We start from the raw sequence: 19257 nt of genomic DNA, 5'->3' as shown, positions 1-19257 counted from the left end.
CGCTTTTTCCCGCATGTCGTGCGTTTTACATGCGCGGGTGCTTGTGCTGGGGTCGAGCGCTGTAAGGTGGTGCGCTCGACCCGGGCGCCGTTTGTTTTGTGACCTCTTTCACTGCTTGTGTTAACATATGTCGCCCGATTTCAGCTGCATGGGGGTTTACGGACTCCTGCCCTCGATTATTGATTGCAGCCGGCTCACGTGGCCTTTAGTAGGGGCCACCACTGACACCAAGGAAAACGCATGCCTTCTATTACCCTCCCCGACGGAAGCCAACGTCAGTTTGACAGCCCCGTCTCCGTTCACGATGTCGCCAGTGCCATTGGCCCTGGCCTTGCTAAAGCGGCCCTCGCCGGTGTGGTGGATGGGCGCGAGGTCGATACCAGCCACGTTATTGACGGTGATGCGAGCCTGGCGATTATCACCGAGCGCGATGCGGCGGGCCTCGAGGTTATTCGTCACTCCACAGCGCACTTGCTGGCCATGGCAGTGCAAGAGCTCTTCCCCGGTACGCAGGTGACCATCGGGCCGGTGATTGAAGACGGCTTCTACTACGACTTTGCCAGCGGACACCACTTCACCCCCGAAGATCTGCAGAAGATTGAGCAACGCATGGAGCAGATCGTCGCCGACGACCTGCCCGTGCAGCGTGTGGTCATGAGCCGCGAGCGGGCCATCGAGTTGTTTCGCAACATGGGCGAGCACTACAAGGTGCAAATCATCGAGGCGCTGCCGCAGGGGGAGGAGCTGTCCATCTACCAGCAGGGTCCCTGGATGGATCTTTGCCGCGGCCCGCATGTGCCCAGCACTGGCAAACTCAAGGCGTTCAAGCTCACCAAGGTAGCGGGTGCCTACTGGCGCGGCGATTCCAACAACGAAATGCTGCAGCGCATTTATGGTACGGCGTGGGCGAACAAGAAGCAGCTCAACGAATACCTGACCCGTATCGAAGAGGCGGAAAAACGCGACCACCGCAAGATCGGCAAGAAGCTGGACCTGTTTCACACCCAGGAAGAGGCTCCCGGCATGGTGTTCTGGCACCCGGATGGCTGGACCCTGTATCAGGCTATCGAACAATATATGCGTCAGGCTCAGCGTGCGCACGGCTATCAGGAAATCCGCACGCCGCAGCTGGTTGATATGTCGTTGTGGGAGCGCTCCGGGCACGCCGACAAGTTTGGCGACGACATGTTCACCCTGCAGTCAGAGGATCGCCAGTTCGCGGTCAAACCGATGAACTGCCCCTGCCACGTGCAGGTATTCAACCAGGGTTTGAAGTCTTACCGCGACCTGCCGCTGCGGCTGGCCGAGTTCGGCAGCTGCCATCGCAATGAGCCCTCCGGCTCCTTGCACGGCATAATGCGGGTACGCGGTTTCACTCAGGATGACGCGCACATTTTCTGCACCGAAGAGCAGATCCAGCCCGAGGTGGCATCGTTCATCGACTTCCTGCACGCCGTGTATGCCGACTTCGGGTTCAGCGAGGTGATCTACCGGCTGTCTACCCGTCCGGAACAGCGCGTCGGCTCGGATGCCGACTGGGACCGCGCGGAAAAGGCCCTGGCCGATGCGCTGGACGCGCATGAGCTGCCCTGGCAGGAGTTGCCGGGAGAGGGCGCGTTTTACGGCCCGAAAATTGAATTTTCATTGAAAGACTGTATCGGGCGGGTCTGGCAGCTGGGCACCATCCAGGTGGACTTCTCCATGCCCGGTCGCCTCGGTGCGCAGTACGTGGCAGAGGACGGTTCGCGCCAGGTGCCGGTCATGCTGCACCGCGCGATACTCGGTTCCTTCGAGCGGTTCATCGGGATTCTCATCGAGCACTACGAAGGTGTGTTCCCCACCTGGCTGGCACCAACCCAGGCCGTGGTGCTGAATATTACCGATAAACAGGCTGATTATGCCCGGTTTGTGGAAGATTCCTTGAAAAACAAGGGCTTTCGGGTTCAATCGGACTTGAGAAATGAGAAGATCGGCTTTAAAATCCGCGAGCACACTCTCCGCAAGGTGCCCTTCCTGTTAGTGGTCGGGGACAAAGAGGTGGAAACACAGACTGTGGCCGTGAGGTCCCGTCGTGGTGAAGATCTGGGTTCATTGAGCCTGGAAGCGCTAGAGGCGCTGATCACCGACGATGTGGCGCGTCGCGGCCGTATTGTATTGGAGAATCAGCATTAAGAAAGACATGGGAAAGGGCGCCTCCAAAAAAGCCCTGATAAATGACCAGATTACTGTCAGTCCGGTGCGCCTTGTTGGCCCGGAGGGTGAGCAGGTAGGCATTGTGCCCCTGCAAGAGGCCTTGGCTGTCGCGGAGCGCGCGGGTCAGGACCTCGTGTTGATCGCGGATTCTGATCCCCCGGTCTGCAAGGTGATGGACTACGGGAAGCACATCTTCGAAGCGAAGAAGCAGAAGAACCTGCAGAAGAAGAAGCAGAAACGTACACAAGTAAAGGAAATGAAGTTTCGTCCAGGGACGGAGGAAGGAGACTACCAGGTAAAACTACGCAACCTGGTGCGTTTTCTCGAGCAAGGCGATAAGGCCAAGGTCACGCTGCGGTTTCGCGGTCGTGAAATGGCTCACCAGGAAATCGGCATGGAGCTACTCAAACGGGTAGAAGCTGATCTGGCCGAATTGGGCTCTGTCGAGCAATTCCCGAAAATGGAAGGCCGACAGTTGACCATGGTGATCGCACCCAAGAAGAAGAACTAGGGCCTGTGAATGCCTTTTTTCTTCACTTTTTATTGATGCCAATGCGGAGTATCTGACGATGCCAAAAGCAAAAATTCACAGCGGGGCAGCCAAGCGTTTCAAGAAAACGGCTGGCGGCTATAAGCGCAAAAGCGCTTACAAAAGCCACATCCTGACCAAGATGACCACCAAGCGTAAGCGCCAGCTGCGCGGAACCTCCATGGTTCACGCCAGCGACAAGGTGCACGTAGACCGCATGATGCGGGCCTGCTGACGCTCAACCATCTGACCTTAGGAGTAGACTATGCCTCGCGTAAAACGTGGTGTAACGGCTCATCGCCGTCACAAGAAGATCCTGAAACAGGCCAAGGGTTACTATGGTGCCCGCAGCCGAGTGTTTCGTGTTGCCAAACAAGCTGTTACCAAGGCCGGCCAGTATGCATACCGTGACCGCCGTCAGCGCAAGCGTCAGTTTCGCGCGCTGTGGATCACGCGTATCAACGCCCAGTCCCGTGCCAACGGCCTGAGCTACAGCCGCCTGATCAACGGTTTGAAGAAAGCCGATATCGGCCTGGATCGTCGCGTCCTGTCGGACCTGGCGGTGCATGACAAACCGGCTTTTGCAGCGATTGTGGAGCAAGCGAAGGCCGCATTGGCCTGAGCCCGCCCTGCCGCTTGCGCGGCTCGCTGGTGATACGTGTAAGACCAGAAAAGGGAAAGGGCAAAGCTCTTTCCCTTTTTTGTTTATCGGACCTACATCGCAAGCACGGAGGGAGTCCGCGGGGGATAGCTGCGTTTTGCGGGACCGTTGGCGACAAGGATGTCGCCACCGAGCCTACATGGACGTATTCACGGCGCGTCCCGCAAAGCGCAGCTATCCCCCGTGGACGGCGCCAATGCTCCCTCACCTTAGCGTAGGGCAGCCCCGGCGCGAGCTTGGTCTCAACCACCAACCGTGAACACACCAACAGCAGAATGTGAGAACACATGGACAACCTGACCCCCCTGGCTGAAGAGGCCAAAAGCGCCATTGCCGGTGCCGGCGACAGTGCCGCACTCGAGCAGCTGCGCGTCGACTTCCTCGGCAAAAAAGGGCGCGTTACCGAACTGCTCAAAGGCCTTGGCCAGCTCTCCGCCGAAGAGCGGCCAGCAGCGGGCGCCAGGATCAATGTGGTCAAGCAGGAACTGCAGGCGCTGATCAACGAGCGCAAGGCGGCGCTGGAAGCCGCCGCCCTCGCCGAGCAACTCGGTCGTGAAACCCTCGACGTGACGCTCCCCGGCCGGGGCCAGAGCACCGGCGGCATTCACCCCGTCACCCGTACCATCGAACGCATGGAAGATTTTTTCGCGGCGGTCGGCTTCGAGGTGGTCGAAGGGCCAGAGATCGAGGACGACTACCACAACTTCGAAGCGCTGAATATTCCGGCTCACCACCCGGCCCGCGCCATGCACGACACCTTCTACGTCGACCCCACCACGGTGCTGCGTACCCACACCTCGCCCGTGCAGGTGCGGGTCATGGAGAACAGCCAGCCTCCCCTGCGGGTGATTTGCCCCGGGCGAGTATACCGCTGCGATTCGGACCTGACCCACACGCCCATGTTTCATCAGGTCGAAGGGCTGCTGGTGGATGAACGTTCCAGTTTCGCCGACCTCAAGGGCCTGATTGAAGACTTCCTGCGCGTGTTTTTCGAGGAAGACCTGTCCGTGCGCTTTCGTCCCTCCTATTTCCCGTTCACCGAGCCATCGGCAGAGGTGGATATCCAGTGCGTGAATTGTGCGGGTGCCGGCTGTCGGGTGTGCAGCCAGACTGGCTGGCTTGAGGTGATGGGCTGCGGCATGGTGCACCCCCGGGTGCTTGAAGGTTCAGGCATCGACCCCGAACGCTACACCGGCTTTGCCTTTGGCATGGGGGTCGAGCGCCTGGCGATGTTGCGTTATGGCGTGAACGACTTGCGCCTGTTCTTTGAAAACGACCTGCGCTTCCTTGAGCAGTTCTAGCAGACCACGGAGAAACGATCAGTGAAAATCAGCGAACAATGGCTCCGTGAGTGGGTAAATCCATCGCTATCGACCGAGGAACTGGCGCACCAGATCACCATGGCCGGGCTGGAAGTGGATGCTATCGAGCCCGTCGCGGGCCAGTTCAGCAACGTGGTGGTGGCCGAAATCCTTGAGGCGGTGCAACACCCCGATGCCGACAAGCTGCGGGTGTGCACCGTCAATGCAGGGGCGGAGACCGTGCAGATTGTCTGCGGGGCACCCAATGCCCGCGCCGGCATCAAGGTGCCACTGGCGCAAGTGGGCGCGTTGCTGCCGGGTGATTTCAAAATCAAGAAAGCCAAGCTGCGCGGCGTTGAGTCGCGGGGCATGCTCTGCGCCGAAGCCGAGCTGGGCCTGTCGGAGGCCAGCGAAGGCCTGATGGAATTGCCGGCTGATGCGCCCCCAGGCGCCGATTTGCGTGAGTATCTGCAGCTGGATGATCACCTCATCGAAATTGGTCTCACGCCCAATCGCGCAGATTGCCTGGGCATCGCCGGCATCGCCCGCGAAGTCGGCCTGCTGAACAATTTACCGGTTGCGGCTGTGCTCTGTGAGCCGGTGCCGGCAACGATTACCGATTCCCTGACGGTAAGCCTGGAGGCAGCGGAGCGCTGCCCGCGCTATGCGGGGCGGGTAATCCGCAATGTGGATGTGTCGCGGCCATCACCCCTCTGGCTGCAGGAAAAGTTACGTCGTTGTGGATTGCGCAGTATTGATGCGGTGGTGGATGTCACCAATTATATCCTCCTCGAGCTGGGCCAACCGATGCACGCTTTCGACCTGGACAAGCTGGAGCAGGGCATTGTGGTGCGTACGGCGCGGGAGGGGGAGTCCCTGCAGCTGCTTGATGGTCAGGTTGCAGAGCTGCGCGCCGATACGCTGGTGATTGCAGACAACAGTGCACCGCTGGCCCTGGCGGGGATCATGGGCGGCGAACCGAGTTCGGTGGGAAGCAGCACCCAGCACCTGTTTCTGGAGTCGGCGTTTTTCTCACCGGACTACCTGGCGGGTGAGGCGCGCCGCTACGGCTTGCACACCGATTCCTCACACCGTTTCGAGCGCGGTGTCGACTTCAACCTGCAGCGCGCTGCGCTGGAGCGCGCCACGCAACTGATTCTGGACGTTGTAGGCGGGGAGGCCGGCCCGGTGACCGAGGCTGTGTCCGAAGCGCATCTGCCCGCACGCCCCGATGTCGTGCTGCGCCGCGCACGTATCCGCCGCCTGCTGGGCTTTGAGCTCGCGGATGGGGAGGTGGACCGTATCCTGGCTGGCCTCGGGCTCGGTGTGACGACTGTGGCAGAAGGCTGGTGCTGCAGCGTACCCAGCTGGCGTTTTGATATCAGCATCGAGGCGGATCTCCTGGAAGAGCTGGCGCGGGTGTATGGCTACAACCGCTTGCCCGTGAGCCACGTACAGGCGGACCTGGTGATTCCCGCCCAGCCGGAAACACAGCTCTCCCTGCGGGGTGTGCGCCGCCACTTGAGCGCGCGCGGGTATCGCGAGGCCATCACCTACAGTTTTGTCGACCGCAAACTGCAACAGCTGTTTGATCCTGATGTGACCCCTATCGCCCTCGAGAACCCCATCTCCGCGGAAATGGGCGTGATGCGCAGCAGCCTGTTGCCGGGATTGGTCAGCGCTGTGCAGCGCAGTGTCCATCGGCAGCAGCCGCGCGTGCGCCTGTTCGAGACCGGGTTGCGCTTTATCCCCGGTGGCGAGGGCAATGGATTGCAGGGGCTGCGCCAGTCTCCATCACTGGGGATGGTGGTCAGCGGTCGCCGCTTCGACGAGTCGTGGTCGGTGGCGTCCGGGGCGGCGGATTTCTATGACATCAAGGGTGATCTCGAGAGCCTGCTGGGCCTCGGGCGCTGTGCCGAGCAGTTCACGTTTGCCGCGGCGACGCACCCGGCATTGCATCCGGGGCAGACAGCGGCCATCAGTCGCAACGGTGAGCAGGTCGGCGTGGTAGGCGCGCTGCACCCGGACGTGCTGGGCGCGCTCGATATCCCGGGGCCGGTGTTGGCCTGTGAGCTGGACCTGGATGCACTGCTGGCGGCGCAGCTGCCCGCCTTCAGCGAGCTGTCCCGCTTCCCGGAAGTCAGGCGAGACATCGCGATTATTGTCGACAAGCACGTACCGGCGGCGGAGCTGATGCAGAATGTGAGAGCGTCGGCAGGCGTTTACCTGCGTCAGTTAAGGTTGTTTGATGTCTATGAAGGCAAAGGTATTGATCCTAAACGAAAAAGCCTTGCATTTGGTTTGACTTTCAGGGACCAATCGCGCACTCTAAGCGACGATGTGGTTAACCAGTCCATGAAACAAGTCATTGATTCATTGGAAAAAAACTATAACGCTGAGCTCAGGAACCAGGCGCTGTAAAGACGATGACCGCTCTCACCAAATCCGAAATGGCCGAACGCCTGTTTGAAGAGCTGGGGCTCAACAAACGTGAGGCCAAGGAGATTGTGGAGCTGTTTTTCGAGGAAATCCGTGCCAGCCTGGAGGGCAACGAGCAGGTGAAGCTTTCGGGCTTTGGTAATTTCGATCTGCGCGACAAAAGCCAGCGTCCCGGTCGCAACCCCAAAACGGGGGAGGAAATTCCCATTTCAGCGCGGCGGGTAGTCACTTTCCGTCCAGGGCAAAAGTTGAAGGCGCGAGTAGAAGAATATGCTGGAACCGAGTCACAATAACGAATTACCCGCCATCCCGGGCAAGCGCTACTTCACCATTGGCGAAGTGAGCGAGCTGTGTGCGGTGAAGCCGCACGTGCTGCGCTACTGGGAGCAGGAGTTTCCGCAGCTCAAGCCGGTCAAGCGCCGCGGCAATCGCCGCTATTACCAGCGTGAAGACGTGCTTACCATCCGCCAGATCCGCAGCCTGCTTTACGATCAGGGCTACACCATCGGTGGCGCGCGCCAGCGCATGACCACTGAAGAGCCCGATGCGCTGCAGCTGGATATGCAGGCGGTTATCAAAGAGACCATTGAAGAGCTGGAAGATGTACTCAAGGTGCTCGCGCCGGGTAAATAGGCTTGTCATCAGAGGCCCATTCAGTATAATGCCGGCCTCGCATTCGCGACTTCTCGGGGCGTAGCGCAGCCTGGTAGCGCACCACACTGGGGGTGTGGTGGTCGCAGGTTCAAATCCTGCCGTCCCGACCAATTTTCCATGGTCTGTACCGGAGACATCCTTTACAGATCATACCGGGCACATGGTTTACAGTCCCGGTACGAAGGGATTGGTAGCGGGTTCTACCCGCCCCACATCCTCGTCAAAGAATCCTAGATCATACGGCTCTACCCAGTTAACGTGGGATGGGTCGATATTCACTAGATCCGTTGAGAACGCCATTGTAAAGTGGGGTCACCGTTCGTCGGTCTCATGCGCAACATCTGCATCCCATTGTGCAGAGTCAAGTCTGGCTGAGAGTTTACCCACATGTCCTGACAGGGCAGACGCATATTTCTCTCTGAATACAGCAGTCATGTCCTTAAGTGGAATATCGAGGAATTCCCCGCGGTCATTTAGATACTGCATATGCCGATTCCCGGCATTGTCATACTCGTGATACAAGCTGTCGATACGTCCGTCGAATTCCAGTGGTTTGAGCCCGAACTTGTCGCACAGTTCAATGTTGAACGCCGGCGTTGCTTTTACCCAACGTCCGCCGAGATACAAGGACGTGTAACCGTGAAAATAGAAAATATCCGTCCCCATGGTCGAACGCAAGCGTTCAGTTGACAAGTGGTTGCGAACATCCGAAAACCCCAAGCGGGCGGGTATACCGGCATATCGACAAAGCGCCGCTAGAAGTATCGCTTTGGGGACACACCATCCCTCTCCAGATTTTAGAGTGTGACTGGCGGACAACATGGCGGGGTCAAGGTCAATTCCGTAAGGGTTGTAACGTATGCTATCGCGCACCCAGTAATAGAGTCTTTGCGCGTTCTCCACGGTGTCGGTATTAGCGTCGAGTAAATTGTCGGCGCAATTACCTATGGCAGGGTTGGAACTGTCAACCGTGAGACTCGGTTCCAGATATTTTCTCACTTCTGCAGAGTTTCTCATGGAGCACCCTCTATGGCGTTGCGACTTATAGACATGGGAAGCTTTATCCAACCACTGAGTACGGGTACGGGAATTCGTTTGCCATTCTCAAAGCTCAACTTCATATAGGGAATTAGATCGACAATCGTTTCAAAAGCAACTCTCGCTTCAAGTCGAGCTAGCGCTGAGCCCATACAAAAATGTACTCCTTTTCCCAGCGCCAAATGATTTCTGTTCCGGCGATGGAGGTCAAATCTCTCGGGTGCATCGTAAGCGCGTGAGTCAAGATTCCCTGACGAGAAGAGCAGCCAAAGCGTGTCTCCTTTCCTGATAGCTTTGCCTCTAAACTCAACGTCCCTTGTAGCGTTACGAAACAGACCCATTACAGGGCCGTTGAAGCGCAACATTTCCTCAACAAATTCAGGAATAAGCTTTTTGTCACGCCGCAATTCCTCCAATACTTCGGTGTTATTCAGTAGAAATACAGTACCGTTGCTGATCAGATTGGTGGTGGTTTCATTTCCTGCGAGCCACAACAGCTTACTCAGACCTAATATTTCGCCTGGGTGTAGATTCTCTCCTTTCTCCGAAGCATTGAGCATGGCACTGATAAGGGTATCTCCCTGCGGCTTGTCACGGGCTTTCGAAATAATGGCGCTCAGGGTCGCGGTCATTTGCTTGCGGGAGCCAAGTTTTTGTTCAAGGGTGTACGCTTCGTCTGCGCCGATTGCTAGTGAATCGGACCACATGCGTAATTTGTGTCGCTCCGACAAAGGAATTCCCATCATCTGTGCGATGACATAGACCGGTAGAGGGCTGGCAAAATCGTCTACTAGATCGAGGTCTCTTCCGTCGCGAATTTTTTCATGAATTTCTGCTAGTAAGTTGTTGGCGATAGCGACTACCGTCGGTTCCATTTCGGCGATTCGCTTTGGTGTAAAAGCGTTGGCAAATATTGAGCGTACTCTTGTGTGTTCCGGTGGATCATTCTGGATCATAGGTAAGAACCCTATACCGCCATTGTCTTTTTCCGGAGCGCCATCATTTCCTGCCGTCAATCCACCGCCCGGGCCACCGGCTGATGAATAGGTGTGGGGGTCCTTGAGCATTTCAAGAATGTCCCTATGCCTGGAAATGACCCAAAAGCCGTAGTCCTTCGCGTAATGGACAGGGTCTGAGTCTCTCAGTTTTTCCCAGAAGGGTTGAGGGTGTGCTGCATACTCAGCTGAGAGAAATGGGAATTCAGTATACATAGTACATACCTCTGTATTGATGGGTTGGGCATCTGAAGCAACCCGTGAGAGTCTGTGTCGTTGTGCGTGAGCTTATTGACCCTGCGGAACGTCCGGCGACTCGATCGTGCAGCTGATAGTTTCTCTTTCACGTATTAAAAAATGAGCGCGAGCGATAGCGGTGGGCTCTTCGTATTGTTCTTGCCAAGCTATGACGCTGACATTGCCGATATAACGCCCTTGTCGTGTCAGGGTGCATTGGGCGTAGGTGTCACATAGCCGAGCGGGACGTAGATAGTCTAGGGAAAAGTTAATAATCGTGGGTAATACTGGTTTATCCATTTTAGCTATCAGGTGGAACGCGGCCGCCTGTTCCATAAAAGCACCCACCACACCGCCGTGAATCGCAGGCAGAGTAGGGTTGCCGATCAGTTTGCCGTCTTCGGGCAGGATAAACCGAATATCATTGTCATTGACCTCGGCTTTGATACCTAGGTACGCGGCGTACGGCACTTTTTTAAGCCAGCGCTGCAGCGTAGTGGCATTCGGCTGCTGACGTATGATTTGTGATAGCGTCATAGCTGCGTGCCCAAATCAGTTGAGGTCAATATCTGGGAGATATCCAACTCGGGCATGAATACCCACGTGCCAGTGGCTTTGGCTATGGGCTTGTCCCGGGATTCACAGTAAGCAAATCCGTCAGAGAATACGATTCTGCGCGTTACGTGGTAAACCCGGCCCACGGCGAAAATGTCTTTGCCTGCTGGAGCGACTCCCAGATGGTCGATTCGTAGGTCTAATGTAGGCGTAATAGTGGTGCCAAGCTGATCGCAGCAAAGGCTGGCTACACCGAGCGTGTGATCCAGCAGCACTGTGAGGGCACCACCATGGATGGTGCCGGTCTCGGGGTTTCCGACTAACTCATTCCGAAAAGGCAATCTTAAGGTTAACTCTTCTCCATTTATCTCTTCCAGACAAATACCCTGTAAGTGGGTATGTGGAATAAAGCCGGATATCCCGGTGATAAGCTTCGCTTTTGCACTGGCAGAGAGTGTGGACACGAATATCTCCTATAGCGGTTTTTCGCGTGTTTCGCGGACGTCAGCGATCTTTAACCATGGTGCCAACAATGAGTAGGCGACTGGAACCACAACCAGCGTCAACAGAGTTGAACTGATCACGCCGCCAATCACCGCCACCGCAAGAGGACCGTATTGTCCCGCGCCTGCACCAACGCCCAGTGCAGCCGGAGACATTGCCAGCACAACCGTCAAGGAAGTCATGAGTACCGGACGCATTCGTCTCGGGCATGCGGTTCCAATTGCGGTTCGGGTATCCATACCTTCCTCTCGATAACGGTTGATCAGGTCCACTAGTAAAATCGAATTCTTCGATACCAGGCCCACTAATAGAATTAAACCAATCATTGAATAAATGCTGAGGGTGTAGTCCGTCACCCAAAGGGCGAATACGCCGCCGACGATCGCGAGTGGTTGCGCGAGCATGACCAATACTGGCTGTAGAAAGGAGTTGAATTGACTAGCCAGAACCATGTAGATCAACAAGAGGCCAGTGCCGAATAAAAATAGCAAGTAGCCCTTCGATTTCTCAAGTTCATCTGCCTGTCCCCCAAGCACGAGTCTGTATCCAGGTGTCAGCGTTTTTTCGGTGACGCGGCGCAGCATAACCATCGCTTCAGCGAGTGATACGTCCGGCGTACTGAGATACTCGGCGGCAAAGTTGAGATTCATGCGATTTACTGCGGCGGGCCCGTAGTCCTCAAAAATACCCACCACCGAATCGAGACGAACAAGGTTTCCCGTGGGGCCCCGCAGATAAATGTTTTTTAGATCATCAGCATTCCGCATCTCCGCACGCTGCGCTGCGACACGAATATCGTAGCGTTCTCCGTCTCCCGGCACTTCACTGTATTTCGCGATGTCGGCACCGCCGGCCAGAACGCGTAGGGAATCACCGAGTGTACTGCTGTCGATGCCCAGCGCCTTGGCGCGATTGCGGTCTATCTCAAAGCGCAGCATCGGCCGATCCAGCTGCAGATCCATACGGATATCACCCATTCCCGGTATCTCCGCCAATTGTTCGAATACTAGCCGTGACAGCCGCGCGAGTTCGTAGAAGTCGGGGCCGCTAACATAGACCTGAAGGGGCGCGTCACTCATGCCGGAAATAAATGGAAAATTTGCTACGTAGGACTGCAGCCCGGGTATGGATAGCAGCTCTTTACGTATCTGGTTCATTACCTCTCGTTGGGAAGTGTCGCGCGATGCTTTCGGTTGAAGCATAACGTTGACTGTGCCCTCATTTACGTCGTCAGAATTTGCCGAACCGATGGTGGTGAATATGTGTTTCACTTCTTCGTGGCGTGTGACGAGTGCTTCAACCTGGTCGATTTTCGATTGCATATATTCCACGGAGGAACCAATGGGTGCTTTCACGGTGATCATGAATCTGGATTCATCGTCTTCCGGAAAAAACTCCGCGCCCAGTTTCTGGGCAAAAAACCCGCTGCTCAGCACCACCAATGCGGTAGCCATTACCACTACCCAGCGGTACTGTAGACACCAGCTCAGTGCAGTGCCGTACACTGTGTCTGTCCACGAATGAAAGCGTTGTAATGAACTGACTAGCCGGTTTCCATCGTTGCTGCGCGCGACCAGGAAGCGCGCGCACAAGGCCGGTGTAAGCGTCAGGGACACAAACAGAGACGCTATCACGCCGACCACTACAACTACGGCAAAAGAACGCATGAAGATACCGACCATACCTGGCATGAAAATCACAGCCGTGAACATGCAAACCAGCGTCAGGGATGCTGCGATAACGGGAAACAGCACCTCGCGAGTGCCCACGCTCGCAGCCTGTTCTGGACTGACATTATTTAGGTCATGTTGTCGGTGAATATTCTCCAGCACAACGATGGCATCATCGACCACCACCCCTATGAGAAGTAGTAGACCCGACAGGGTCATAATGTTGAAAGTGTAATCACCGAAGTACATGACCACCACGGCGCCGGCGAGGGAGACCGGGATAGCAGTGGCAATGATCAGGGTTGCCGGAAGATTTAACAGATAGAACAGCACCACGAGCGCTGCAAGAAGAGTGCCCTCCATTACGTGATTTTTAAGAGCTGTTACTGTAGCCTCAATTATGTCGGATTCATCAGTCGCGACGATCAACTCCACGCCATCGGCTAAAGATGGCCTGACAATCTCGTCAAGCCGTGCAGATACCTCGCGCACCAACGCTACTGTATTCGCGTTCTGCACTTTTTGAATACCGATTGCGACACCTTCGCTGCCATTGAAGCCGGCGAGGCTGCGTTTGTCTGACAGACCGTCACTAATAGCTGAAATCTCTCCCAACTTCACCGGGATTTGATCACGCCAGATGACAACCAGGTTTCCGAGTTCCGTCACACTGTGATACTCCAGGTCCAGATGGAGCAGCTTTTCGAGATTGCCGCTCACCAGGTAGCCTCCCGGAATTTGGATATGTTCGCGGGCGAACGCTGCAATGACATCTTGCGCCGTTAATCCCAGTGCCGACATTCTTGCCAGATCGAGATCCACGCGTATCTTGCGCTCACGTCCGCCGCCGACCAACACCTCGCCTACGCCGTCGATGTTTTCCAGCAGCTTTTTTACCTCGTGTCGCGCTATCCTGTTGAGTTCGTTCAACGGGCGATCGCCCGTCAGTACCAACCACATCACGGGAATAGCATTGGGGTCGATCTTGGCCACGATTGGCGTTTCCGCTTCCTCCGGCAGATCGTTGATCACCTGGTTAACCTTTGCCTGTACTTCGTTGAATGCAACGTTGGCGTCTTTGCTGAGTTCGAACGAGACCCGCACTTGTGACACACTGGGCACAGAGCGTGAACGCACGTAGTCAATAGCAGAGATCGAATTGACCGACGCCTCGATTACGCTGGTGATGCTGCTGTCCATTATCTCTGGGCTCGCGCCCGGGTTGACGGTGGTTACGGTGACTACAGGAGGGCTGACGTTGGGCATGCGGTCGAGTCCGATGTCCCGCAATCCTATCAGGCCAAACAGGATGATGGCGGCGCTGAGCATGTATGCCAGTACGCGGCGACGGACAAAAACATTCACAAAATTCATCGCGCAGAATTCTTGGGCGTGATGCTGAGCAGGCTGCCATCGCTAATGAGTGCCGAGCCTTCAGTGACCACCTGGTCCCGTTCCTCCAGACCCTCTAGTACCTCCACCCAAGTCTCTTCTCGCCAACCCAGTTTCACCGGTTGCTGATTCGCGTGGCCCCCCTCGACGACGAAAACGGCATCGCCGTGATCGCGTCGAACGACACTGATGAGAGGAATTGTCAGGGCGTCGTGGCGCCGCTCTAATATCATCGTGGCGTCAACGCTTGCGCCCGGATACCAGCCGCCCGGGTTGTCAAACTCGACCAGAACGTTCAGGGCCCGGCTCATCGGATTGATACGCGGATTTACGCTGGTTACCATTCCAACTGCAGCGGTCGCTGGAGATGCCGGAGATTCCAGTCTTACGTGTTTTCCGACATGAATACGGGCGGCATGGTGTTCGGGAAAAGCCAGTCTCGCTTGTAATTTACTGACCGAAACCAAATCGAATAGGGGTTGTCCCGGCGTGACGTAGTCGCCTCTGGAGATGTGTCGCTTGGCGATTAACCCTTCCCTGGGCGCTGTTACCTTTGTTTTGGATTCAAGGTGAAGCGCCTGCTGGCTTTGTTTCCTCGCGACCTCCAGCATCGCTGACAACATCTCTAATTGAGATTGCTCATCATCCAATTGATCCTTGGAAACCGATTGAGACTTTGCCAATCGTTGCAAATGTTCGACTTCGCGCTGCTGGTTTTCAACTAATACACGTTGGCGCTTTAATTCGCCTGCCGCCTTGTCTGCCTCTATGCTGTGCAAGGTGCCGTCTATCGTCGCGAGCAGCTGCTGTGACGCGATAGATTGACCCTCACTCACCTCAATGCTGACGATCCGGCCTGAAGTTTCCGCAGATATCGTCGGATTATGGATGCTTTCAACAGAGCCCAGTGCCGTCAACGTGTATTCGATTGAGCGTCGTTTTGGGTTGGTGACCATTACCCGAGTGCCGGTCTTCGTAGACGTTACGCCTACATCAGGTCCTGAGGATGCCTCGCACCCCAAGAGCGTCAGCGCGAAAAGGCCCAATACGAGACATTTCATGAGGAGGTTACGCCATGCAGAATCAGGTTCGTGATATGTTCCGCCAACGAAGGAATTGCGGTAGCGCCTTCGGCAGTATGTGGCAAGTGAGGGGCTAGCTTGCGCGCGTCGAGATGATGGAAAATCATCCCGGTCATCGAGAAAATCAGGAGCTGTGGATTGGTGTTGGGGGCCAGTTCTCCCATTAGCGCGTACAGGGGTTCATAGAACGCGGTAAATGCACTTTGTGCGATAGCTTTTAATTTTTTTTCGTCCCCTTCCAGCAGCTCTCGCATGTAGATGCGCCTGAATCTTGGATCCTCAGCAGTAGCCTCCATCATGGCGCTTACAAGGAGCTTCAGCCGCTGGGCGGGGTCATCTATTGCGGCCATTTTCTCGCTGATTCCTAGTGTCTGTTGCTCAAACAGGTAAGTGACGGTCGCGATGTACAGAGCTTCTTTACTGGAGAAATGGTGGTAGATTGCAGCCTGCGTAATGCCCACGTCCCGGGCGATATCCCGCATTGATACACCGGTGAAACCTTGCTTCGAGAATAATTGCGCTGACACATTGAGTAGGCGCTCTTGAGTTTGCTCCATGTGTAATCCTTACTAAACGTTCGTTAAGATGCTAGCTGGATGCCGGGGCTTAGTCAACACACAGGTAGGCGTGAGCGCCCGAGCTATTGTTACGGTGCGCCCTAAGGTGGTTGGGCTTGCAGCTCCGGTTTTTTGTTGCTGTGGGTAACCTGTCAAACAGAATAACTATCGATTTATTATCGATACCGGGCGACCCCGCCGACTCATCTTTAATCAGGACGTCTCTTGCAGTAACACCACATCGTCGTGACCGGCTTTAGTATGGATGTGAGGCGCGCGTTTTCAAGAACTCCGGTGAAACTTGAGCGGTACCAACGACAGTTTGCGCTACTTCTCACGACATCGCAGACATCATCGACTGAATATCATCCTCGCCGGCTTCCAGCGTAGCGCGCAGTGTATTTGCGTCCATTCTCAGCCGCGCCAGTGAATCCAGGTCCCCAAGGTGCTCCGCTGCCTTGACGCCAGCGCGGGCGATGATGTTCGCAATCAGCAACACGTCGCTCAAGTCTGCACCGTCGATGCGGTTCTTTTCTTTAACTTCCTGCTCGTCGACAGCCTGGGCAACGGTATCTGGAAACTGCCAGGATTCGACAATGGCGCGAGCGACGCCGGTGTGCCACTGTGCGATCAGGCGATCCAGCGCGCGGCGGTCGGCGAACAATTCGACGTGATCGGCGGCCTTGGTGTAGATGTAGAACTTGCCCACCGAGCTCAGCAAGCCAGCCAGCATGGCCTCGTCGGGTTTGCGCAGGCTAGGTGCCTCCTTCGCCAGCACATAGGCGATTGCTGCCACCTTGACGCTGGTCTGCCGCAAGCTGTTCAACTCGCTGACGCAGGCACTGCCGGGCGGGGCCTTGAAGGCCTCCCGGGCGGCAAAAGACATGGCCGCATTCTGTACCATGGTCATGCCGACGCGCGAGATTGCGGTGGGTATGTCGGTGACTTCCATGGGGCCGCGCCGCATCAGCGCCGAGTTTGCCATGCGCATCAGTCGTGCAGCGAGAGCGGGCTCCGTCGCGATCACGGCAGCGAGTGAACGGTTGTCCGCCGCAGGGTCCCTGATGCACTGCTGTACTCGCAGTGCGGTGTCGGGGAAGGGCGGAAGGTCGAACTCCCCCTGCTGTAGGTCGGAGGCAAGTTGTTTGACGAATTCCAGCGCGTTCTGATCAATGACCCGCTCCTGCGCCACCTTCTCCTCCGGCTCCTCTTTAAATGGATTGAGATGCTTGGAGGAAATATCCCGTATCACTTTTCCCATGTTGTAGTCCTGAGCCCCATCTATTTAACTCGAGTATAAAATAAAAAAGCGGCCTGTGTTGCACTGCCGGCGCTGCTGGCGATAGGCGGTGCGGTTCCACTTATACCCTCTATCATCAAACTTCGCGGGAACTGCTGTACCCGACTACACTCAGTTATGGCTGCGAAGCAGCCAGGGTTCGAATTCGGCCATGCTGTGGCCGAGTTCGATACAGCAAAACACACTATGCGGCTTGCCGCATGAGGAAACAGTCAATGAGAATAACCAATAAGAATGTCTTTGGCGGGCTCGTTCTGGGCGCTGTATCGCTGCTGCTGTCTACGCAGGCTATGGCGGAGGAAGAATGGCCCATGTACGGCGCCGATTATTGGGACGTTACGGCAGTTGATGTAAAGGATGGCGGTAGTTGGAAATATACGAATTGGCTCTCGGATGAATGGCGCAAGAACAGTGAGTTCGCCAAGTCCAAAGGATGGATCAAGGACTACGTGATACTCTCTAATGTGCACGCCCGCAAGGGAGAGCCAGACCTTTACATCATTCGCATCATTGAGAGTGTTCCCAGTGGTGCCGAGGGCGAAAAGCGTCAGAAGGAATACGCCGCGTGGAGTGAAAAGAGCGAGCAGGCGATGGTGGATGAAAGCGGTAATCGTGCAGAATACCGTGAAGTTCAGGGTTCCTCACTGCTACAGGTTCTCAAGTTCCGCGAATAACCGGCGACATCGCGGAGGCCGGGGTTGCCCCCGGTCTTCTGCTTGCTTCCCGCGCAAACCGGTAAAATTCCGTCTAGCGGTCTTCCCGAGAGGCGAGTATAACAACGCCAATCTGCTGACCGAGTCCATCAAGTCACAATGTCTATTATCCGCTGGCTGGCACCCGTTGCACTCTGTGGTAATCACCTGCTGCTAACGCTCGCCCTGATCGGGGGGTTACTGATCTCGGAGCAGCAGCCGGCGAGTCAGGGACAGCTGGAGCCGTTTTTTGATACGGGCGTTGCACTTCCCGCAGAAAGCCGGTCCCTCGATAATCCAGATGATGTCGAGCTGGTAGCATCTCGCCTCACGCCTTTTGCGGCTTTTCTCCCGGAGAGCATAAGGGCATTCCCGCTTGCGGCAGGCGCGCTGCGCCTGCACATCACACGTTCCTCGCGTGTACCCCAGGGGCCTCCCGGAATTATCTGAGCAAGGCCTTTTGCTGTGCAGCGCACGATACCCGGGCTACCGGTATTGTTTGCGCTGGAATCTTGGGTACATCTTCGCGAGTAATTGCTCATGCGTGTCATTGATTTTATGGGCTGGCGCAGGATTGCGCTGGCTATTTCGGTCGGTTTTTTATTGCTGTCGGTAGCGTCTTTCTTTACCCGGCAGTTGGCTTGGGGCCTCGATTTTACCGGCGGCACCCTGGTTGAAGTACATTTTGCGGAAACGGCGGAACTGGCCCGTGTGCGGGCCGGTCTGGAGCAGGGTGGTTTTCCCGGTGCCACCGTTGTGGCATTCGGTACAGACCGGGACGTGTTGATTCGCCTGCCTCAAGGGCATACCGAGATGGCGGGCGATGCTGTGCTGAAACTGCTGCGGCAGGATGCCACTGGTGGGGTGGAACTACGGCGCACGGAGTTTGTGGGCCCGCAGGTTGGCGACGAACTGCGCGAGCAGGGGGGGCTGGCAATGCTGCTGGCGCTTGGCCTGATTACCCTCTACATTGCATTCCGCTTTCAGCTCAAGTTCGCGGTCAGTGCGGTGATTGCGCTGGTGCACGATATTGTTATCACCCTGGGCTTCTTTTCGCTCACCGGGCTGGAGTTTGATCTTACCGTCCTGGCGGCCATTCTCGCGGTTATTGGCTACTCTCTGAACGATACCATTGTGGTGTATGACCGCATCCGCGAGAACTTCCGTAAGCTGCGCGGCCTGTCGCCAATGGAGGTCGTGAATCGATCGATTACGGAAACGCTGGGACGCACGCTGGTGACATCCCTGACCACCGTGCTGGTGCTGGTGTCGCTGGCAATTTTCGGTGGCGACATGATCTTCGGTTTCGCCCTCGCGCTGTTGGTGGGCGTGACGGTGGGAACCTACTCGTCCATTTACATGGCGTCCAATATTCTCTTGATGCTGGGTGTCACCAAGGAGGACTTGATGCTTCCGGTGCGCGATGGCGCTGATCAGGATGAGCTCACGCCGTGACCA

The 19257-nt window shown here is 56.2% G+C and carries 19 protein-coding genes and 1 tRNA gene; 12 read left to right on the top strand and 8 right to left on the bottom strand.

The window, feature by feature from the left end; all coding sequences use genetic code 11:
• Positions 1–240 precede the first annotated feature (240 nt).
• The 9 genes from thrS (at position 241) to EGJ68_RS14105 (ending at position 7887) form a co-directional block, all read left to right on the top strand.
• Positions 241–2172: a threonine--tRNA ligase gene (gene thrS, locus EGJ68_RS14145; protein ID WP_123035201.1), complete on the top strand. Its 1932-nt coding sequence runs from the start codon at positions 241–243 to the stop codon at positions 2170–2172.
• 7 nt (positions 2173–2179) lie between these two features.
• Positions 2180–2704 carry a translation initiation factor IF-3 gene (gene infC, locus EGJ68_RS14140; protein ID WP_123035200.1) on the top strand — a complete coding sequence of 175 codons (525 nt, stop codon included), beginning with the start codon at positions 2180–2182 and terminating at the stop codon, positions 2702–2704.
• Between the two features lie 58 nt (positions 2705–2762).
• Positions 2763–2957: a 50S ribosomal protein L35 gene (gene rpmI, locus EGJ68_RS14135; protein ID WP_123035199.1), complete on the top strand. Its 195-nt coding sequence runs from the start codon at positions 2763–2765 to the stop codon at positions 2955–2957.
• A gap of 30 nt (positions 2958–2987) precedes the next feature.
• Positions 2988–3344 carry a 50S ribosomal protein L20 gene (gene rplT, locus EGJ68_RS14130; protein ID WP_027949006.1) on the top strand — a complete coding sequence of 119 codons (357 nt, stop codon included), beginning with the start codon at positions 2988–2990 and terminating at the stop codon, positions 3342–3344.
• A gap of 326 nt (positions 3345–3670) precedes the next feature.
• The gene (gene pheS, locus EGJ68_RS14125; RefSeq protein WP_123035198.1) at positions 3671–4684 is read left to right on the top strand and encodes a phenylalanine--tRNA ligase subunit alpha; all 1014 of its coding nucleotides are present in this window, start codon (positions 3671–3673) and stop codon (positions 4682–4684) included.
• Positions 4685–4705: 21 nt separating this feature from the next.
• On the top strand, positions 4706–7105 hold the full coding sequence (gene pheT, locus EGJ68_RS14120; protein ID WP_123035197.1) for a phenylalanine--tRNA ligase subunit beta: 2400 nt from the start codon (positions 4706–4708) through the stop codon (positions 7103–7105).
• A 5-nt stretch (positions 7106–7110) separates the two neighbouring features.
• Positions 7111–7416, top strand: a complete 306-nt coding sequence (ihfA, locus tag EGJ68_RS14115; protein ID WP_101521943.1) for an integration host factor subunit alpha — start codon at positions 7111–7113, stop codon at positions 7414–7416.
• A complete protein-coding gene (locus EGJ68_RS14110; RefSeq protein ID WP_027949002.1) occupies positions 7394–7756 on the top strand; it encodes a MerR family transcriptional regulator in 363 nt (120 codons plus the stop codon). Before ihfA ends, EGJ68_RS14110 begins: the two co-directional genes overlap by 23 nt.
• A 54-nt stretch (positions 7757–7810) precedes the next feature.
• Positions 7811–7887, top strand: a tRNA-Pro gene (locus tag EGJ68_RS14105).
• Between the two features lie 202 nt (positions 7888–8089).
• Here EGJ68_RS14105 and EGJ68_RS14100 read toward each other — a convergent pair.
• The 8 genes from EGJ68_RS14100 to EGJ68_RS14065 all read right to left on the bottom strand — a co-directional run bounded on the left by EGJ68_RS14100 (position 8090) and on the right by EGJ68_RS14065 (position 17068).
• A complete protein-coding gene (locus EGJ68_RS14100) occupies positions 8090–8794 on the bottom strand; it encodes a transglutaminase-like domain-containing protein (protein WP_123035196.1) in 705 nt (234 codons plus the stop codon).
• Entirely contained in the window at positions 8791–10026 is a 1236-nt protein-coding gene (locus EGJ68_RS14095) for a cytochrome P450 (protein ID WP_123035195.1), read from the bottom strand. Before EGJ68_RS14095 ends, EGJ68_RS14100 begins: the two co-directional genes overlap by 4 nt.
• Before the next feature lie 72 nt (positions 10027–10098).
• On the bottom strand, positions 10099–10584 hold the full coding sequence (locus tag EGJ68_RS14090; protein ID WP_123035194.1) for a PaaI family thioesterase: 486 nt from the start codon (positions 10582–10584) through the stop codon (positions 10099–10101).
• Positions 10581–11066, bottom strand: coding sequence for a PaaI family thioesterase (locus EGJ68_RS14085; RefSeq protein ID WP_158283676.1), 486 nt, complete (start codon positions 11064–11066; stop codon positions 10581–10583). Before EGJ68_RS14085 ends, EGJ68_RS14090 begins: the two co-directional genes overlap by 4 nt.
• 9 nt (positions 11067–11075) lie before the next feature.
• The gene (locus tag EGJ68_RS14080; protein WP_123035192.1) at positions 11076–14150 is read right to left on the bottom strand and encodes an efflux RND transporter permease subunit; all 3075 of its coding nucleotides are present in this window, start codon (positions 14148–14150) and stop codon (positions 11076–11078) included.
• Entirely contained in the window at positions 14147–15124 is a 978-nt protein-coding gene (locus EGJ68_RS14075; protein WP_158283675.1) for an efflux RND transporter periplasmic adaptor subunit, read from the bottom strand. Before EGJ68_RS14075 ends, EGJ68_RS14080 begins: the two co-directional genes overlap by 4 nt.
• Before the next feature lie 101 nt (positions 15125–15225).
• Positions 15226–15807, bottom strand: coding sequence for a TetR/AcrR family transcriptional regulator (locus EGJ68_RS14070; RefSeq protein ID WP_123035190.1), 582 nt, complete (start codon positions 15805–15807; stop codon positions 15226–15228).
• A 334-nt stretch (positions 15808–16141) separates the two neighbouring features.
• Positions 16142–17068, bottom strand: coding sequence for an HDOD domain-containing protein (locus EGJ68_RS14065; protein ID WP_233248834.1), 927 nt, complete (start codon positions 17066–17068; stop codon positions 16142–16144).
• A gap of 254 nt (positions 17069–17322) precedes the next feature.
• Here EGJ68_RS14065 and EGJ68_RS14060 point away from each other — a divergent pair, with 254 nt between their 5' ends.
• The 3 genes from EGJ68_RS14060 (at position 17323) to secF (ending at position 19254) form a co-directional block, all read left to right on the top strand.
• Positions 17323–17781 carry a hypothetical protein gene (locus EGJ68_RS14060; protein ID WP_123035189.1) on the top strand — a complete coding sequence of 153 codons (459 nt, stop codon included), beginning with the start codon at positions 17323–17325 and terminating at the stop codon, positions 17779–17781.
• 138 nt (positions 17782–17919) lie between these two features.
• The gene (locus EGJ68_RS18160; RefSeq protein ID WP_158283674.1) at positions 17920–18249 is read left to right on the top strand and encodes a hypothetical protein; all 330 of its coding nucleotides are present in this window, start codon (positions 17920–17922) and stop codon (positions 18247–18249) included.
• Between the two features lie 90 nt (positions 18250–18339).
• Positions 18340–19254: a protein translocase subunit SecF gene (secF, locus tag EGJ68_RS14050; protein ID WP_123035188.1), complete on the top strand. Its 915-nt coding sequence runs from the start codon at positions 18340–18342 to the stop codon at positions 19252–19254.
• Positions 19255–19257: the final 3 nt, after the last annotated feature.

The organism is Haliea alexandrii (assembly GCF_003719295.1).
GTDB lineage: Bacteria > Pseudomonadota > Gammaproteobacteria > Pseudomonadales > Halieaceae > Haliea > Haliea alexandrii.
The sequence above is the reverse complement of the archived record's forward strand: the minus strand, read 5'-3'. Positions and strand labels throughout refer to the sequence as shown.

Excerpts from the sequence above, each read along its gene's own strand:
- rpmI (WP_123035199.1), top strand. The coding sequence starts at position 2,763 with ATGCCAAAAGCAAAAATTCACAGCGGGGCAGCCAAGCGTTTCAAGAAA.
- EGJ68_RS14060 (WP_123035189.1), top strand. The coding sequence starts at position 17,323 with ATGAGAATAACCAATAAGAATGTCTTTGGCGGGCTCGTTCTGGGCGCT.
- EGJ68_RS14095 (WP_123035195.1), bottom strand. The coding sequence starts at position 10,026 with ATGTATACTGAATTCCCATTTCTCTCAGCTGAGTATGCAGCACACCCT.
- EGJ68_RS14080 (WP_123035192.1), bottom strand. The coding sequence starts at position 14,150 with ATGAATTTTGTGAATGTTTTTGTCCGTCGCCGCGTACTGGCATACATG.
- EGJ68_RS14075 (WP_158283675.1), bottom strand. The coding sequence starts at position 15,124 with ATGGTCACCAACCCAAAACGACGCTCAATCGAATACACGTTGACGGCA.
- EGJ68_RS14100 (WP_123035196.1), bottom strand. The coding sequence starts at position 8,794 with ATGAGAAACTCTGCAGAAGTGAGAAAATATCTGGAACCGAGTCTCACG.
- EGJ68_RS14110 (WP_027949002.1), top strand. The coding sequence starts at position 7,394 with ATGCTGGAACCGAGTCACAATAACGAATTACCCGCCATCCCGGGCAAG.
- infC (WP_123035200.1), top strand. The coding sequence starts at position 2,180 with ATGGGAAAGGGCGCCTCCAAAAAAGCCCTGATAAATGACCAGATTACT.
- EGJ68_RS14065 (WP_233248834.1), bottom strand. The coding sequence starts at position 17,068 with ATGGGAAAAGTGATACGGGATATTTCCTCCAAGCATCTCAATCCATTT.
- pheS (WP_123035198.1), top strand. The coding sequence starts at position 3,671 with ATGGACAACCTGACCCCCCTGGCTGAAGAGGCCAAAAGCGCCATTGCC.
- EGJ68_RS18160 (WP_158283674.1), top strand. The coding sequence starts at position 17,920 with ATGTCTATTATCCGCTGGCTGGCACCCGTTGCACTCTGTGGTAATCAC.
- secF (WP_123035188.1), top strand. The coding sequence starts at position 18,340 with ATGCGTGTCATTGATTTTATGGGCTGGCGCAGGATTGCGCTGGCTATT.
- thrS (WP_123035201.1), top strand. The coding sequence starts at position 241 with ATGCCTTCTATTACCCTCCCCGACGGAAGCCAACGTCAGTTTGACAGC.
- EGJ68_RS14070 (WP_123035190.1), bottom strand. The coding sequence starts at position 15,807 with ATGGAGCAAACTCAAGAGCGCCTACTCAATGTGTCAGCGCAATTATTC.
- EGJ68_RS14090 (WP_123035194.1), bottom strand. The coding sequence starts at position 10,584 with ATGACGCTATCACAAATCATACGTCAGCAGCCGAATGCCACTACGCTG.
- ihfA (WP_101521943.1), top strand. The coding sequence starts at position 7,111 with ATGACCGCTCTCACCAAATCCGAAATGGCCGAACGCCTGTTTGAAGAG.
- rplT (WP_027949006.1), top strand. The coding sequence starts at position 2,988 with ATGCCTCGCGTAAAACGTGGTGTAACGGCTCATCGCCGTCACAAGAAG.